The sequence below is a fragment of the Sphingomonas sp. PP-CE-1G-424 genome (genome assembly GCF_004341085.1).
GTDB lineage: Bacteria > Pseudomonadota > Alphaproteobacteria > Sphingomonadales > Sphingomonadaceae > Sphingomonas.
On the sequence record NZ_SLXW01000001.1, the window covers coordinates 441966 to 457773 of the forward strand.

Annotated in this window: 16 protein-coding genes; 10 read left to right on the plus strand and 6 right to left on the minus strand. The window is 66.7% G+C overall.

The window, feature by feature from the left end; all coding sequences use genetic code 11:
* Positions 1-340 precede the first annotated feature (340 nt).
* On the plus strand, positions 341-2791 hold the full coding sequence (locus C8J43_RS02055; protein ID WP_133030004.1) for a circularly permuted type 2 ATP-grasp protein: 2451 nt from the start codon (positions 341-343) through the stop codon (positions 2789-2791).
* A gap of 151 nt (positions 2792-2942) precedes the next feature.
* Positions 2943-3836 (plus strand): transglutaminase family protein, encoded by an 894-nt coding sequence (locus C8J43_RS02060; protein ID WP_133029526.1) that lies wholly within the window; start codon positions 2943-2945, stop codon positions 3834-3836.
* 115 nt (positions 3837-3951) lie between these two features.
* On the opposite strand, the gene C8J43_RS21755 is transcribed toward C8J43_RS02060, so the two are convergent.
* Complete coding sequence (locus C8J43_RS21755) at positions 3952-4092, minus strand: hypothetical protein (RefSeq protein WP_165899525.1); 141 nt, start codon at positions 4090-4092, stop codon at positions 3952-3954.
* A gap of 94 nt (positions 4093-4186) precedes the next feature.
* Between C8J43_RS21755 and C8J43_RS02065 the strand changes: the two genes are divergently transcribed.
* The 7 genes from C8J43_RS02065 to C8J43_RS02095 are packed head-to-tail and all read left to right on the plus strand — an operon-like array spanning position 4187 to position 9044.
* The gene (locus C8J43_RS02065; protein ID WP_133029527.1) at positions 4187-5122 is read left to right on the plus strand and encodes a DnaJ C-terminal domain-containing protein; all 936 of its coding nucleotides are present in this window, start codon (positions 4187-4189) and stop codon (positions 5120-5122) included.
* Positions 5079-6080: a YihY/virulence factor BrkB family protein gene (locus C8J43_RS02070; RefSeq protein WP_133029528.1), complete on the plus strand. Its 1002-nt coding sequence runs from the start codon at positions 5079-5081 to the stop codon at positions 6078-6080. Before C8J43_RS02065 ends, C8J43_RS02070 begins: the two co-directional genes overlap by 44 nt.
* 11 nt (positions 6081-6091) lie before the next feature.
* A complete protein-coding gene (fabI, locus tag C8J43_RS02075) occupies positions 6092-6895 on the plus strand; it encodes an enoyl-ACP reductase FabI (RefSeq protein WP_107964572.1) in 804 nt (267 codons plus the stop codon).
* Entirely contained in the window at positions 6895-7143 is a 249-nt protein-coding gene (locus C8J43_RS02080) for a DUF4160 domain-containing protein (protein ID WP_133029529.1), read from the plus strand. The genes fabI and C8J43_RS02080 overlap by 1 nt, the downstream gene beginning before the upstream one ends.
* The gene (locus C8J43_RS02085) at positions 7127-7480 is read left to right on the plus strand and encodes a DUF2442 domain-containing protein (protein ID WP_133029530.1); all 354 of its coding nucleotides are present in this window, start codon (positions 7127-7129) and stop codon (positions 7478-7480) included. Before C8J43_RS02080 ends, C8J43_RS02085 begins: the two co-directional genes overlap by 17 nt.
* A complete protein-coding gene (aroC, locus tag C8J43_RS02090) occupies positions 7477-8544 on the plus strand; it encodes a chorismate synthase (protein ID WP_056061118.1) in 1068 nt (355 codons plus the stop codon). Before C8J43_RS02085 ends, aroC begins: the two co-directional genes overlap by 4 nt.
* Before the next feature lie 56 nt (positions 8545-8600).
* Positions 8601-9044: a hypothetical protein gene (locus tag C8J43_RS02095; RefSeq protein WP_133029531.1), complete on the plus strand. Its 444-nt coding sequence runs from the start codon at positions 8601-8603 to the stop codon at positions 9042-9044.
* Positions 9045-9102: 58 nt separating this feature from the next.
* On the opposite strand, the gene C8J43_RS02100 is transcribed toward C8J43_RS02095, so the two are convergent.
* The 5 genes from C8J43_RS02100 to C8J43_RS02120 all read right to left on the minus strand — a co-directional run bounded on the left by C8J43_RS02100 (position 9103) and on the right by C8J43_RS02120 (position 14929).
* Positions 9103-10392: an adenylosuccinate synthase gene (locus C8J43_RS02100; RefSeq protein WP_133029532.1), complete on the minus strand. Its 1290-nt coding sequence runs from the start codon at positions 10390-10392 to the stop codon at positions 9103-9105.
* Positions 10393-10422: 30 nt separating this feature from the next.
* On the minus strand, positions 10423-11523 hold the full coding sequence (locus C8J43_RS02105; RefSeq protein WP_133029533.1) for an ATP phosphoribosyltransferase regulatory subunit: 1101 nt from the start codon (positions 11521-11523) through the stop codon (positions 10423-10425).
* Positions 11520-11840, minus strand: a complete 321-nt coding sequence (locus C8J43_RS02110; protein WP_133030005.1) for an endonuclease domain-containing protein — start codon at positions 11838-11840, stop codon at positions 11520-11522. Before C8J43_RS02110 ends, C8J43_RS02105 begins: the two co-directional genes overlap by 4 nt.
* Before the next feature lie 151 nt (positions 11841-11991).
* The gene (serA, locus tag C8J43_RS02115) at positions 11992-13569 is read right to left on the minus strand and encodes a phosphoglycerate dehydrogenase (RefSeq protein ID WP_133029534.1); all 1578 of its coding nucleotides are present in this window, start codon (positions 13567-13569) and stop codon (positions 11992-11994) included.
* A gap of 205 nt (positions 13570-13774) precedes the next feature.
* Positions 13775-14929, minus strand: coding sequence for a phosphoserine transaminase (locus C8J43_RS02120; RefSeq protein WP_133029535.1), 1155 nt, complete (start codon positions 14927-14929; stop codon positions 13775-13777).
* A gap of 210 nt (positions 14930-15139) precedes the next feature.
* Between C8J43_RS02120 and C8J43_RS02125 the strand changes: the two genes are divergently transcribed.
* A complete protein-coding gene (locus C8J43_RS02125) occupies positions 15140-15793 on the plus strand; it encodes an extensin family protein (protein ID WP_207893311.1) in 654 nt (217 codons plus the stop codon).
* Positions 15794-15808: the final 15 nt, after the last annotated feature.

The following is a 15808-nucleotide window of genomic DNA, read 5'->3' on the forward strand; positions in this document are numbered from 1 at the left end:
CCGGCGGAGGCCGGGGCCCAATTGGAAAGGTGGTCGTAACGGCGCGATGCCCTTCATTATCGCCGTCCCCCAATTGGGCCCCGGCCTTCGCCGGGGTGGTAGTTTGTAGAAGCGACAGCTCGCCCCTTACTGTTCCCTCACGAACGCGGGGGTCCAGGGTAACTGCACGCAGCGCCTGGGATTCCTGGGCCCCCGCGTTCGCGAGGGAACAAGAGTAAGGTATCGCCCTTACCGACAATTTATGTTGCACCGCCGCGTCGAAAGGTGAAACACCGCCGCCTGTATTCGGGGGCTTGAGGCATTGGACACGGCGACGCACACCGCGCCCCTTTTCGACGCGATGATCCATGCCGAGCGCTGGATCGCCGACTATTGCGCGCGCAGCACCAGCGCCGACGTGCTCTGCCCCGCTGAAGACGGTAGCGCCGACCCGGCCTGGGCGGCGATGTTCGCCGAGCTCGCGATGGTCGCCTCGGACGACCTCGGCCACATTCGCGAACGCGTCCAGCGGCATGCGGTCGACATCGGCACCGGCTTCCGCATCGCCGACGAACCCGATGAGCGCCCGTGGCCCGTCTCGCCCGTACCCTTGCTGATCGAGGCCGGCGAATGGGCCGGGATCGAGCGCGGCGTGATCCAGCGCGCGACGTTGATGGAGACGGTGATCGCCGACCTCTACGGAGAGGGAAAGCTGGTCGCCGACGGCCACATCCCCGCCGCGCTGGTCACCGGCAGCCCGTTCTTCCTGCGACCGATGGTCGGGCTCGACCCGCCCGGCGGCCGCCATCTCGATTTCATCGCGATCGATCTCGGCCGCGGGCCGACCGGCGAGTGGCGCGTGCTCGCCGATCACCTCCGCGCGCCCGCTGGTGCTGGTTACGCGCTGGAGAACCGTATCGCCGTCAGCCGGACGCTCGGCGGGTTGCAGGATCGGCTCAACGTCCAGCGGCATGCGCCGTTCTTCGCCGCGTTCCGTGCCGGGATCGCGGCGATGTGCAAGCGGACCGACCCGCGGATCGGGCTGCTGACGCCGGGCCGGTTCAACCCGAGCTATCCCGAGCAGGCGCATCTTGCGCGCTATCTGGGGCTGTTGCTGGTCGAGGGCGCCGATCTCGCCGCGCTCGAGGACAAGGTGTATGTCCGCACCATCGGTGGGCTCAAGCGGATCGATGCGCTGTGGCGGCGGCTCGACCCGCGGCTGCTCGATCCGCTGGCGTTCGACACGCATTCGCAGATCGGCGTTCCCGGGCTGATCGATGCCTATGCCGCTGGCAACGTCGTGCTGTCGAACGCGCCGGGCTCGGCGGTATTGGAGGCGCCGGCATTCTCGGCGTTCCTGCCACAGCTGGCAAAGTCGCTGCTCGGCGAAGACCTGCTGCTGCCCAACATCGCGACGTGGTGGTGTGGGCAGGACGGCGCGCGGGCGCAGGTCGACGCCAATTTCGACCGCCTGCTGATCGGTCCGGCGTTCCATTCGCGGCCTCTCGGCATGACCGGCGGCCCGGTCACGGGCACGGATATCACCGGCGAGGACCGAGCGCGTCTGCTCGCCGATATGGCGAATAGGCCGCAGGATTATGTCGGGCAGGAGCTGGTCCAGCTCTCGACGATGCCGGTCGTCGTTGGCGATGCACTCGTCCCCCGCCCCTTCACCCTGCGCGTCTTCGCGGCGCGTAACGGCGACGGCGAATGGACCGTCCTTCCCGGCGGGTTCGCGCGGATCGGCGAGCATCCCGACGCGCGAGCGGCGGTAATGGGCGAAGGCATCTGGTCCGCCGACGTCTGCATCTATGGTGCCGAGCCGGTCGCGCCCGTGTCGTTGCTGACCGCCGCGGACTCGCTTCAGGTGCGGCGCAATCCGGGGACGTTGCCGAGCCGGGTAGCGGACAATTTCTACTGGCTCGGGCGCTATCTGGAGCGCGGCGAGGCTCTGCTCGGCGCGATCCGCGTGATGCTCGGCAATTCGATCGACGTCGACGGCGGCGCTGTGCTGTCGCCCACCACTGTCGGCAAGCTGGTCGGGCTGATCGTCGGGGCGGGCAGCGCGCCACATCCGCCGAGCTTGCGCCGCGCCGACCTGACCGCGCTCGCCCGCACCGCGATGGAGGACGAGCGCTGGCAGTCGATCCTCACGCTCAACCGCCATGCGCGCGAGATCGGCGAAGGCTCGCGCGACCGGTTGTCGGCGGACATGGTGCGGTTGCTCGAGGCGCCCTTCCCGACGCATCGCGGGATGCTGGAGCGGGCGGGGTCGCTGCAACGGCGCTACGCGGCGATCGCGGGGTTGTCGGCGGAGCATATGGGACGGACGGCGGCGTGGCGCTTTCACGATCTCGGGCGACGGATCGAGCGGGCGATGGCGATGGCGCGCGCGATCCGGTTGTTCGGGATGCCGGGGGCGTCACCGGACGATCTGTCGGTGCTGCTCGACCTGGCCGACAGCCAGATCAGTTATCGGCAGCGCTATCCGACCGGGATCGCTCGCGTGCCGGTGATGGATCTGGTGGCGCTCGATCCGGGCAATCCGCGCAGCCTCGCGTTTTCGGCGGAGCGGATCGCGGCGCGACTGGCGGAGTTGCCCGTGCTGAGCGACGACGAGATGGCGGAGCCGCAACAGGCGCAAGCGACCGGGTTGCAGGCGATCGTGATGACTGCGACGGCCGCGGAGCTGGATGCGGAGACGCTGGGGGATATCGAGCGGCGCTTGGGAGCGGTGTCGGATGCGCTGGCGCGGCGGTATTTCCTGCAGGGTGCGGAGCCGTTGCGGACTAGCGGGCTGACGTTGGCGTGAGGGGCGTGACGCTGCAAATCCTCCCCGGTACGGGGAGGGGGACCATGCAGCGCATGGTGGAGGGGGCTCTCCACCAGCGCATTGTTCGTGGCGCCCCCCCTCCACCACCAGCAAGCTGGCGGTCCCCCTCCCCGTGCCGGGGAGGATTTTCATGATCTACGACATTCGCCACGTCACGACGTTCGATTATGGCGCGAGCGTGAAGTTTGCGCGGTGCAATCTGCGGTTGAAGCCGATCGACTGGCCGGGGCAGCATCTGGATAGCTATGCGCTGTCGGTGCATCCGGCCGGGCGTACCAGCGCGGCGCGGGCAGAGGCGGGGCTGGCCAACGTGACGCGATTGGTCGTCGACAGCCCGGTTCGCCACCTGACGATCGAGAGCCGGTCGCGGATGACGGTGGATCGCCTCGTGCCGGTGCCCGATGCGAGCGATCCGACGCTGGGCGAGATCGCGGCGATGGCGCGGGCGAGCACCGATCTTTCCGCGGCGAGTCCGGCGAATTATATCTATCCTTCGCCGCTGATCCCGCTCGACCAGGCGATCGCCGACTATTGCGCGGTCGATCTCGACCCTTCGCGCGGCGCGCTGGAAGCCGGGATCGCGCTTGCGCGTCGGATCCAGGTTGAGTTCGAATTCGATGCGGACGCGACGCTGGTCGATACGCCGCCGCACGAGGCGTTCCTCCAGCGCAAGGGCGTGTGCCAGGATTTCGCGCAGATCATGATCACCGGCTTGCGCGCGGCTGGCCTGCCCGCCGCGTATGCGTCGGGGTATATCCGGACGATCCCACCCGAGGGTCAGCCGCGGCTGGTCGGGGCGGATGCGACGCATGCGTGGGTGCTGCTATGGTGCGGGCCGGTGCGCGGCTGGGTCGGGGTAGATCCGACCAACGGGATCTGGATGGCGAGCGATCACATCGTGATGGCGGTCGGGCGGGATTATGCCGAGATCGCGCCGGTGGATGGGGTGGTGCTCGGGTCGGGGGCGCAGAACATGGATGTGAGCGTGGATGTCGCGCCTTTGGATGAGACTACTCAGGCCTAAACTTCCGAACCCGCTCTCCCGCGAAGGCAAGAGTCCAGGCCACAAGCGTCATCCATTGTTACCCTGGGCTCCCGCTTTCGCGGGAGAACACGGTGGGGTCTGGCGTGTAGCGGTCTTACTTCTCGTCGTGCGGGTTCGGATACGAGCCACCGCCGCTCTCTCCGCTCTTGTCCTTGGCCGGCGCGTTGTTAACGCCGTCCTTCTCCTTCGCGCCGTCGTCGTTCTTCGGCACGCCCTGCATCGGTTGTTTGGTCATGATCGTTCCTCTCGTGCAACCAAACACCCCGCGCGCAATTGCGTTGCGGACGCCCTCGCCCCACATAGACGCGCAAGTTAGAATGGGGACGTAAGTGGCCGATCCGTACAAGACTCTGGGTGTAGCGCGAGACGCGACCGAAGCCGACATCAAGAAGGCGTACCGCAAGCTCGCAAAGGAGCTTCACCCCGATCGCAACAAGGACAATCCGAAGGCGTCGGAGCGGTTCAGCACCGTCACCAACGCGTACGACCTGCTGAACGACAAGGACAAGCGCGCACGGTTCGATCGCGGCGAGATCGACGGCGAGGGCAACCCGGCATCACCGTTCGGCTTCGGCGGCGGCGGCGGGCGACCGCAGCCCGGCGGAGGCTTCCGCAGCGAGGGCTATGAGAGCGGCGCCGGCGGGGCCGACATGAGCGATATCTTCGAAGGGCTGTTCGGCGGCGCGCAGCGGGGCGGCGGCGGCGGGTTCTCCGGCGGCTTCGGTCGGCGCCCGCAGCCCAGGGGCGAGAATGCCGCGTATCGCCTGCAGGTCCCGTTTGTCGAGGCGGCGACGCTGGAGCCGCAGCGCGTGACGCTGGCAGACGGCAAGACGCTCGATCTCAAGCTCCCCGCAGGCGTCGAGAGCGGCACGCAGATGAAGCTCGCCGGCAAGGGCGAGCAGGGTCCGGGCGGCGCAGGCGATGCGATCCTGACGATCGAGGTCCAGCCGCACAAGTTCTTCACGCGCGACGGCGACGACGTCCGCCTCGACCTTCCGATCACGCTCGCCGAGGCGGTGCTGGGCGGTTCGGTCAAGGCACCGACGGTCGACAAGCCGGTGATGCTGACGATTCCCAAGGGCACGACCTCGGGCAAGACGCTGCGCCTCAAGGGCAAGGGTTTCCACAAGAAAGGCGGCACGCGAGGCGACCAGTTGGTCACGCTGATGATCGACATTCCAGCCAGCGATCCGGCGCTGACCGCGTTCGTCGAAGGCTGGGATGGGCGCAACGCGGGGAACCCGCGGGGGGCCATGGGCGTCTGAACGCCTTGTGAATGATAATACCCTAACGCCCGAAGCGCGCGCGCACGATCATGGTGCGACGCGCGCCCGTCTCACTCGTGGCATGGCGAAGGTCAGGCCAGGCAGTTACGCGTTCGAGGTTTTCAAACGCGCGGCCGTCGGCGTGTTCAACGATGGCTTCATCCACGCGGGGAACCTCGCCTATCTCGCGTTGATGACGGTGTTTCCGTTCTTCATCGTCGCTGCGGCGATCCTGTCGATCTTTGGGCAGAGCGTCGAGACGGTGCGCGCGGTCGAATCGTTCCTCAACGTCCTGCCGCCCAACGTCGGCGACCTGTTGCGCAAGCCGATCGCCGACGTGCTTGCCGCGCGGACCGGGTCGCTGTTGTGGCTCGGTGCGCTCGTCGGACTTTGGACGGTCGGCAGCTTCGTCGAGACGATCCGCGACATCTTCCACCGTGCGTACGGGATCAAGGCAACCGCGCCGTTCTGGAAATCGCGGCTCGGATCGTCCGCGGTGATCATCCTGTCGGTGGTGATCGCGCTGCTGTCGTTCCTCGTCCAGGGTATCCTGACCGCGGCGGAGCAGTTCATCTACCGGCTCGTGCCGTTCGCACAGGACGCTGCCGGGTGGGTCGGTCTCTCTCGTCTTATCCCCGGCCTGCTCATGTTCGGCGCGCTGTACCTGCTGTTCTATTCGGTGACGCCGTCGCGCTATCGGTATTCGAAGTGCCGCAAATGGCCGGGCGCGCTGTTCACCACCGCCTGGTGGGTCAGCGCGACTGCGTTGCTGCCGGTGATCCTGTCGCGGCTGGGCGGGTACGACCTCACCTATGGCAGCTTGGCGGGTGTCGTCATCATGCTGTTATTTTTCTATGTCATCGGGCTCGGGCTTGTATTCGGCGCGCATCTCAACGCGGCACTGGCGGAACCACCCGAAACAACGCTAGAGCAGCCTGCTACGGATATGCAGGTATAGGCGGGGACGGCGTGAACGGTTTGATGGCGGGCAAGCGTGGGCTGATCATGGGCTTGGCGAACGACAAGTCGCTGGCCTGGGGGATCGCCAAGAAGCTGTCCGAAGCGGGTGCGGAACTCGCGTTCAGCTACCAGGGCGAGACGATGGAGAAGCGCGTCCGCCCGCTTGCCGAGCAACTGGGCGTGGCGCGGCTGTTCGATTGCGACGTGTCGGACATGGGCGCGCTGGATGCGACCTTCGACAAGCTCGCCGAGGAATGGCCGACGATCGACTTCGTCGTCCACGCGATCGGCTTTTCAGACAAGAACGAACTGCGCGGGCGGTTCGTCGATACCAGCCTCGACAATTTCCTCATGACGATGAACATCTCGGTCTATTCGTTCGTCGCGGTGGCGCAGCGCGCGGCCAAGATGATGACCGAGGGCGGCGCGATGCTGACGCTCAGCTATTACGGCGCGGAGAAGGTTATTCCGCATTACAACGTGATGGGGGTCGCGAAGGCGGCGCTGGAGACGAGCGTGCAGTATCTCGCGGTCGACCTCGGCCGCGACAACATCCGCGTGAATGCGATCTCGGCGGGTCCGATCAAGACGCTGGCGGCGAGCGGGATCGGCGATTTCCGCCTGATCCTGAAGTGGAACGAGCTGAACTCGCCGCTGAAGCGCAACGTGACGATTGACGATGTCGGCGGCGCGGGGCTGTACCTGCTGAGCGACCTGGCTTCGGGCGTCACGGGCGAAACGCACCACGTCGACGCCGGCTACAACGTGATCGGCATGAAAGCTGAAGACGCCCCCGATATCGCTTTGGCTTGATGCCGACCGTCCTCCGGCTACATGGCCTGCGGTTCATGATCTTCCTCGACGATCACGCACCGGCTCATGTCCACGTATTCGGAGACGGCGAAGCGAAGATCGAGATCGGAGGCGACGGGCGGTCTCCGCGCATGATATATGCGGAAGGACTGAGCGGAGCGATGCAGCGGCGTGCGCTTGCCGCCGTCGCTCAGAACCAGACAATGCTGCTGATGAAATGGGTCGAAATCCATGACCGAGCTGACTGACGAAGACATCCTGGCTGCGAACGAACGCGGTCGCATCGCAATGGCGACCAAGCCCCGGGCGAAGAGCGCGCGCTACGATCGCGACCAGGATCGTATCGTGGTCGATCTGGTGAACGGATCGACGTTCGCGTTCCCCCCGCACCTGTTGCAGGGCTTCGATCGCGCGACCCCGGATCAAATCGCGGAAGTCGAAATCTTGGGCGTCGGATTCGGTTTGCATTGGGAATCGCTGGACGCGGACTTTACCGTGGCTGGACTCATGGCGGGTCGTTTCGGCACGGCGCGTTACATGGCAAAGCGGTTCGGCGCCGCCTGGGACGCGGTCGCAGCGGAATGAGCTTCAATACGTTCGGACGGCTGTTCCGCTTCACCACATGGGGCGAATCCCATGGCCCTGCGCTAGGTGCGATCGTCGACGGGTGCCCGCCTGGCATCCCGCTGACCGAGGCCGATATCCAACCCTGGCTGGACAAGCGTCGCCCCGGGACTTCCCGCTTCACCACGCAGCGGCGCGAGCCGGATACGGTCCGCATCCTCTCGGGCGTGTTCGAGGGACGCACGACGGGGACGCCGATCAGCCTGATGATCGAGAATGTCGACCAGCGTTCGAAGGACTATTCGGACGTCGCCAAGGCCTATCGCCCCGGCCACGCCGACTATGCCTATGACGCGAAATACGGGTTTCGCGATTTTCGGGGTGGTGGCCGGTCGTCGGCGCGCGAGACCGCCGCGCGTGTCGCCGCCGGTGCGGTCGCGCGGCTCGTCGTTCCGCAGGTCCGCGTCCGCGCGTGGGTCGAGGCGATCGGTGGCGATGCGATCGATCCGGCCAACTTCGACGATGCGCAGATCGACCAGAACCCGTTTTTCTGTCCCGACGCCGAGGCCGCGCTCCGCTGGGAGGCGCTCGTCGACGCGGCACGCAAGTCAGGCTCGTCGCTCGGTGCGGTGATCGCGTGCGAGGCGACCGGCGTGCCCGCAGGCTGGGGCGCGCCGCTCTATGCCAAACTCGACTCCGAACTCGCCTCCGCCTGCATGAGCATCAACGCCGTCAAGGGCATCGAGATCGGCGACGGGTTCGCGGCTGCCGCGCTGTCGGGCGAGGCGAATGCCGATCCGATGCGGCCGGGCGTCGATGGCCCGGAGTTTCTCGCCAACCATGCCGGCGGTATTGCTGGAGGCATCGCGACCGGCCAGCCGATCACCTTGCGCGTGGCGTTCAAGCCGACCAGCTCGATCCTCACCCCGGTCGAGACGATCAGCCCGACCGGCGAGGCCGCCACGATCGCCACCAAGGGCCGTCACGATCCGTGCGTCGGCATCCGCGGAGTCCCCGTGGTCGAGGCGATGGTGGCGCTTGTGCTGGCCGACCAGGCATTGCTGCATCGGGGCCAGTGCGGCTGACGACGGAACATAAGCAGGACTGAAACGCTTGCGCTTCAATAACATAGGAGAGCGAAATGCGTATTCTGACTTCGATCGCAGCGGCAGCGTTGATCATCCCGGGCGTGGCAATGGCGCAGACGACCGGTGGTACCGGCGGCTCGATGGGCGGCACCACGGGTGGCACGATGAGCGGCGGTACCATGGGCGGTTCGACCGCGGGCAGCACGACCGGCGGCATGTCGACCGGCACAATGGATCAGGCGAGTCCGTCGACCAGCACTCAATCGACCACGACGACGCGGACCCAGCGTGGCACCAAGGCGCGTAGCCGGACGCGCGGCACCACGTCGGGCACGATGAGCGGTACTGGCACGACGGGCAGCACGATGTCCGGCACGACCGGTAGCACGATGGGCGCCGACACGATGGGCGGCACCACAGGCACGATGGGTGGCACCACCACTGGGACGATGGGCTCGACCACGGGCGGGACGACCGGCACGACCACTCCGCGCTGATCCCACCGTCAGAGAGTAAATGAAAAGCCGGGCGAGCGATCGCCTGGCTTTTTTCGTATCAGTCCGAGAACGGATCGCGGACGAGGATCGTGTCGGCACGCTGCGGGCTGGTCGACACCAGCGTCACCGGGCAGCGGATCAGCTCCTCGATACGGCGGATATACTTGATCGCCTGCGCGGGCAGGTCGGCCCAGCTGCGCGCACCAGCGGTCGTTTCCTGCCAGCCTTCCATCGTCTCGTAGATCGGCTCGACCAGCGCCTGGTCCGCCGCATGCGCCGGAAAATAATCGAGCGTCTCGCCGCGCAGTTTGTAGCCGGTGCAGATCGATACGGTCTCGAACCCGTCGAGCACGTCGATCTTGGTCAGCGCGATCCCGGTGATGCCACCGACCGCCGCCGCCTGCCGCACCAGCACCGCGTCGAACCAGCCGCAGCGACGTTTCCGCCCGGTGACGGTGCCGAACTCGTGCCCGCGCACGCCGAGACGCTCGCCGGTCTCGTTCTCGAGCTCGGTCGGGAAAGGCCCCGAACCAACGCGCGTCGTATAAGCCTTGGCGATCCCGAGCACGAAGCCCACTGCCGATGGTCCGAGGCCCGACCCGCCGGCCGCTGCGCCCGCAATGGTATTCGATGAGGTGACGAACGGATAGGTGCCGTGGTCGACGTCGAGCAGCACGCCCTGCGCGCCCTCGAACAGGATGCGCTTGCCCGCCGAACGCGCGGCGTTGAGATCGCGCCAGACGGGCTTGGCGAACGGTAGCACGAAGCCAGCGATCTCGTGCAGGTCCGCAATCAGGCGCGCGCGATCGATCGGCGGCTCGCCGAAGCCAGCGCGCAGCGCGTCGTGGTGGGCGGTAAGGCGATCGAGCTGCGGCCCTAGATCGTCGAGATGCGCGAGGTCGCACACGCGGATCGCACGGCGGCCGACCTTGTCCTCATACGCGGGCCCGATGCCGCGACGGGTCGTGCCGATCTTGCCGGCGCCGCTGGCGTCTTCGCGCAGACCATCGAGATCGCGGTGGAACGGCAGGATCAGCGCGCAGGTGTCGGCGATCCGCAGCGTCTCCGGCGTCGCGACGACGCCCTGCGCGCCAAGCCGGGCAATCTCGTCCTTCAGCGCCCAGGGATCGAGCACCACGCCGTTGCCGATGAACGACGGCGTTCCGCGCACGATGCCCGACGGCAGCAGCGACAATTTGTACACGTTGTCGCCGACGACCAGCGTGTGGCCGGCATTGTGGCCGCCCTGGAAGCGCACGACCATGTCGGCGCGCTCGGCGAGCCAGTCGACGATCTTGCCCTTGCCTTCGTCGCCCCATTGCGCGCCGATGACTGCTACGTTGGCCAAACTCTATCTCCTGAGGATTACGCGCAGCGCCTACAGCGCGCGGGGCTCGCCCGCCACCCATAGATGCGTGCAGACTTGTGCTTCGGGGGTGTCGCCGGCGTCGAGTGCAGCGACGGTGACCCAGCCTTGCGCGCGCATCGCTGCGCCTTCGCTGGCTGGCGTGCCGAACGGGAGGAAGAGGCGGCGGCGGTCGACTGTTGCCACGCGTTCGACGAGTGCATCGGCATAGAGCGAGAAGCCCGTAGCGGCTTCCTCGGCCCCGGTTTCGTGGACCACGGTGTAGGTGCCGCCGCGGCCGACTTCGCGTGGCGAGCCGTCGGCGAAGAGCGAGAAGCCGAGCCAGGTCTGGTATTCGAAGCCGTGGCGCTCGGTCGGGTCGAGCGTGAGCGCGACGCGGCCGTCGAGGGCTTCGGCGATGTGCGCGAGGCCGTCGAGGCGGGAGGCTAAAGCGCCGGTCGTGTCGAAGGCACGGAGGCGGTCCATCGCCTGCGCAAATGGGCCGGCGGCTTCGATCAGCGGGAGGTAGGCGGGCGCGAGTGCGGCAACCGCGCCAGCGTCCTTCGCGTCAAGGCGATCGCGCAGGGTGGCGATCTGCTCGGGTGCGACGGGAAGCGGCCCCGCGGCAAGCGTCGGCACAAGGTCGGGCAACGTGAAGTCGATCGACGCGCCAGTAACGTCAGCCGCGGCAATCATGTCGACTGCCACTGCGACGAGTTCCTGCGCGGCGGCGACCGAGTCGAGGCCAATGAGTTCGCAGCCGATCTGACGCGTTTCGCGGGCAGGCGCGAGCTGCGACGCGCGCAGTTTGAGGACGGAGCCGGCATAGCTCAGGCGGACCGGACGCGGGTGGTGGCCCATCCGCGTGGCAGCGATCCGCGCGACCTGTGCGGTGATGTCCGGCCGGATCGCCAGGGTCCGCTGCGACACCGGATCGACGAAGCGTACCGCGTCGTGGAGGCCGCCAGCCTTCAGTCGCATCTCAAGCCCATCGGCGAACTCGGCGAGCGGAGGATCGACGCGCTCGTAGCCGTGGAGACGGGCTGCTTCGAGCACGCGAGCTTCCAGCGCAGCCGCCGAATCGGCGAACGGGGGGAGGCGATCTCGGAAACCTTCGGGGAGGAGTGCGGTCATCGTGTCAGGTCCATGCGTGTCACAAGTGCATCGCCCAACACCTGCAAAACGCCTTCGAGATTGGTCATCACATCGGTATTGGCGAAACGGATCACCCGATATCCCTGCTCTTCCAGCCACGCCGTCCTGCGGGCGTCGCGTGCTTGGTCGGTGTGCGTATCGCCGTCAAGCTCGACAACAAGCATGTGCGAACGCGCGACGAAATCGGCGATGAACGCGCCGATCACGACCTGGCGGGTGAACTTCACGCCTTGGAAGCGCTTGGCGCGAACTTCGTACCAGAACCGCATTTCCGGCCCGGTCTGTCCGGACCGCATTGCCTTCGCTCGGCCCAGCATGATGTCATCGGTTTTGAGCACGACTCCCTCTCCCCTTTGGGGAGAGGGCCGGGGAGAGGGGCGCCCCAAACGCCATCTCTTGGTACTGCCCCTCTCCCCTACCCTCTCCCCAAGGGGAGAGGGAGTCTTGTTAGAAGTTTAGGCCCATTGCGGTCTTCACGCCGGGGAGCGCGCGGACCTTCGTCAGCAGGTCGGGCGTCACCGCTTCGTCGACCGAGAGCAGCAACACCGCCTCGCCACCCGCAGACCGGCGCCCGAGATGGAACGTCCCGATATTCACCCCAGCCTCGCCCAGCGCCGTCCCAAGACGACCGATGAACCCAGGCGCATCCTCGTTGACGACGTACAGCATCGGCCCCGCCAGATCGGCCTCGATCTTGATCCCCAACAGCTCGACCAACCGCGGGGCCGAATCACCGAACAGCGTGCCGGCCACCGACCGCTCGCCATCCTCGGTCTTCACCGCGACGCGGAGCAGCGTGTGGTAATCCGCCTCACGCTCGGTGCGGACCTCGCGGACCTCAAGGCCACGCTCACGCGCCAGCACCGGCGCGTTGACCATGTTGACGGTCGCCGTCTGCGTCTGGAGATAGCCCGCGAGCACCGCGCTCACGATCGGCTTCGCGTTCAGATCAGCCGCCGCGCCCTCGGTATGCACCGAAATCCGCGACACCGCGCCGGTGGTCAGCTGTCCGACCAGCGACCCCAGCTTCTCCGCCAGCGCCATGTACGGCTTCAGCTTCGGCGCTTCCTCGGCCGACAGCGACGGCATGTTGAGCGCGTTGGTGACGCCGCCCGACATCAGGAAATCGGCCATCTGCTCGGCAACCTGGATCGCGACGTTGACCTGCGCCTCGGTCGTCGACGCGCCGAGATGCGGCGTGCTGACGAAGTTCGGCGTGTTGAACAGCGGCGATGCCTTGGCGGGCTCCTCGACGAACACGTCAAGTGCGGCGCCGCCGACCTGCCCCGAGTCGAGCGCCGCCTTCAGCGCGACCTCGTCGATCAGGCCACCGCGCGCGCAGTTGATGATGCGGACACCCTTCTTGGTCTTGGCGAGCGCCTCGGCCGAGAGGATGTTGCGCGTCTGGTCGGTCAGCGGCGTGTGCAGCGTGATGAAGTCGGCGCGCGCGAGCAGCTCGTCGAGCGTGACCTTCTCGACGCCGATCTCGATCGCGCGCTCGGGCGTCAGGAACGGATCGAACGCGACGACCCTCATCTTGAGGCCACGCGCACGGTCGGCGACGATCGAGCCGATATTGCCAGCCCCGATCAGGCCGAGCGTCTTCGACGTCAGCTCGACGCCCATGAAGCGGTTCTTCTCCCACTTGCCGGCCTGCGTGGAAGCGTCAGCTTCTGGGAGTTGCCGGGCGAGCGCGAACATCAGTGCGATCGCGTGCTCGGCGGTGGTGATCGAGTTGCCGAACGGCGTGTTCATCACGACCACGCCCTTCGCCGACGCGGCGGGGATGTCGACATTGTCGACGCCGATTCCGGCGCGGCCGACGACCTTCAGGTTGGTGGCGTGCTCGAGGATTTCCTTGGTGACCTTGGTCGAGCTGCGGATCGCGAGGCCGTCATACTCGCCGATGATCGCGATCAGTTCGGCAGGCGTCTTGCCGGTGATCTCGTCGACTTCGACGCCGCGCTCGCGGAAGATCTGGGCGGCGCGGGGATCCATTTTGTCGGAGATAAGGACTTTTGGCATGGGATTGCTCCTGGGAATTCGGTGAATTGGGGTTCAGCTTCCCTCACCAACTCACCCCTACCTCCGTCATCCCGGCGGAAGCCGGGACCCACGGTTGCGGTCCGCTTCATGAGCGGACGCTCCGTGTCCATGGGTCCCGGCGTGCGCCGGGATGACGGATTGGGGGTGGTTGTTGGAAGGAAGACGTAAAAGACGCGGTAGCTAGTTAGGCCGCCTTGGCGGTCGCGTAGGCCCAGTCGAGCCAGGGGCCGAGCGCTTCGATATCGGCGGTGTCGACGGTCGCGCCGCACCAGATCCGCAAGCCCGGAGGCGCGTCGCGGTAACCCGCCACGTCATACGCCGCGCCGGCCTTTTCGAGCGCAGAAGCCATCGCCTTGATCAGCGCCTCGTCCGCACCCTCGACCGTCAAGCACACGCTGGTCTTCGACCGCGTCGCCGGATCGACCGCCAGATGCCCCAGCCAATCGCGCTCCGCGACGATCTTATCCAACGCCGCAGCATTCGCATCCGAGCGCTTGATCAGCCCGTCTTCGCCAAGCGACTTCGCCCATTCGAGGCTGAAGATCGCATCCTCGACCGCCAGCATCGACGGCGTGTTGATCGTCTCGCCCTTGAACACGCCCTCGGTGAGCTTGCCCTTCGAGACGAGGCGGAACACCTTCGGCAGCGGCCGGGCGGGTGTGTAGGTCTCCAGACGCTCGACTGCGCGAGGTCCGAGGATCAGCACGCCGTGCGCGCCCTCGCCGCCGAGCACCTTCTGCCACGAGAAGGTCGCGACATCGATCTTGGTCCAGTCGATGTCGTAGGCGAACACGCCCGACGTCGCATCGGCGAACGAGAGCCCCTCGCGGTCGTCCGGGATCCAGTCCGCATTCGGCACGCGCACGCCGCTGGTGGTGCCGTTCCACGTGAACAGCACGTCGTTCGACCAATCGACCGCGTCCAGATCGGGGATCTGGCCGTAGTCGGCGCGGATCACGGTGGGGTCGATCTTGAGCTGCTTCACGGCATCGGTCACCCAGCCTTCGCCGAAGCTCTCCCATGCCAGCGCGGTGACGGGCTTCGTGCCCAGCATCGTCCACATCGCCATCTCGTACGCGCCGGTGTCGGACCCGGGGACGATGCCGATGCGGTGCGTGGTCGGAAGCTTCAGCAATTCGCGCATCAGGTCAATGCTGTACTGCAGTCGGGTCTTGCCGATCTTCGAGCGATGCGAGCGACCGAGCGAGTCGGTGGCAAGCTTGTCCGCGGACCAACCCGGAGGTTTCGCGCAAGGACCGGAGCTGAAAAAGGGACGTGCCGGCTTCGTAGCGGGCAGTGCAGGCGCATTTGTAGCGGGTGCGTAGGTCGTATCAGTCATGTATCTCTCCTCACAGAGAGCACGCGCGGCGTTGGGACCGCGTGGCCCGTCGCCGGCCCTAACGGCGTTCACGGGGGTGTCAACCTTCCCTTCTCCGTTCGCCCTGAGCGAAGTCGAAGGGTACCCTCCCACACTACCAGGTGCTTCGACTTCGCTCAGCACGAACGGAGAAAGGGTGACAAGCAGGGCCAAGGCAGGGATTATACGGGCATGTATCGCGTATTTTATCCCCTTCTCGTTATCCTCGCGCTCGCCGCCTGCGGACGTGCCGATCGCCCCACGGCGCCAACCCAGACCCGCCCCAACCTATCCGTCCCGAGCAACCGCGAGACCGCGCAGTGCCTCGCCGACCTGCGCGAACTCCACGTGTCGTTCCAAGTCCTGCCCGACCGCGAAACGGGGCCCGGTTGCGGTCTCGCCGGCACGGTGAAGCTGGTCGATATCGGCGTGCCCGTGGCCAATCTCACCGCAGTCCGCTGCGGCGCGGCGCGCGCGTTCATCGGCTGGACGCGCAACGCGGTCGCGCCCGCCGCGTACCAGATGCTCGGCAGCGAACTCGCGCGGGTCGACAGCATGGGGAGTTACGCGTGTCGCAACGTCGTCGGCTCCACGCGCGGTCCCACTCGCCGCTCGGGGCACGCGATCGCCAATGCGATCGATGTCGGCGGGTTCGTGCTGAAGGACGGGCGGCGAATCACGGTGCTCAACGACTGGAACTCGCCCGATCCGCAGGTCCGCCAGTTCCTCCAGACGATCCACGCATCGGCGTGCAAGCGGTTCGGCACGGTGCTCAGCCCCGACTACAACGCCGCCCACCGCAACCACCTCCATCTCGAAGACGATCACGCCAATTTCTGCCGCTAGCGCACCGCTCTAGCC

Excerpts from the sequence above, each read along its gene's own strand:
- C8J43_RS02055 (WP_133030004.1), top strand. The coding sequence starts at position 341 with ATGATCCATGCCGAGCGCTGGATCGCCGACTATTGCGCGCGCAGCACC.
- C8J43_RS02060 (WP_133029526.1), top strand. The coding sequence starts at position 2,943 with ATGATCTACGACATTCGCCACGTCACGACGTTCGATTATGGCGCGAGC.
- C8J43_RS21755 (WP_165899525.1), bottom strand. The coding sequence starts at position 4,092 with ATGACCAAACAACCGATGCAGGGCGTGCCGAAGAACGACGACGGCGCG.
- C8J43_RS02070 (WP_133029528.1), top strand. The coding sequence starts at position 5,079 with ATGGGCGCAACGCGGGGAACCCGCGGGGGGCCATGGGCGTCTGAACGC.
- C8J43_RS02080 (WP_133029529.1), top strand. The coding sequence starts at position 6,895 with ATGCCGACCGTCCTCCGGCTACATGGCCTGCGGTTCATGATCTTCCTC.
- C8J43_RS02085 (WP_133029530.1), top strand. The coding sequence starts at position 7,127 with ATGACCGAGCTGACTGACGAAGACATCCTGGCTGCGAACGAACGCGGT.
- aroC (WP_056061118.1), top strand. The coding sequence starts at position 7,477 with ATGAGCTTCAATACGTTCGGACGGCTGTTCCGCTTCACCACATGGGGC.
- C8J43_RS02095 (WP_133029531.1), top strand. The coding sequence starts at position 8,601 with ATGCGTATTCTGACTTCGATCGCAGCGGCAGCGTTGATCATCCCGGGC.
- C8J43_RS02105 (WP_133029533.1), bottom strand. The coding sequence starts at position 11,523 with ATGACCGCACTCCTCCCCGAAGGTTTCCGAGATCGCCTCCCCCCGTTC.
- C8J43_RS02110 (WP_133030005.1), bottom strand. The coding sequence starts at position 11,840 with ATGCGGTCCGGACAGACCGGGCCGGAAATGCGGTTCTGGTACGAAGTT.
- serA (WP_133029534.1), bottom strand. The coding sequence starts at position 13,569 with ATGCCAAAAGTCCTTATCTCCGACAAAATGGATCCCCGCGCCGCCCAG.
- C8J43_RS02120 (WP_133029535.1), bottom strand. The coding sequence starts at position 14,929 with ATGACTGATACGACCTACGCACCCGCTACAAATGCGCCTGCACTGCCC.
- C8J43_RS02125 (WP_207893311.1), top strand. The coding sequence starts at position 15,140 with ATGTATCGCGTATTTTATCCCCTTCTCGTTATCCTCGCGCTCGCCGCC.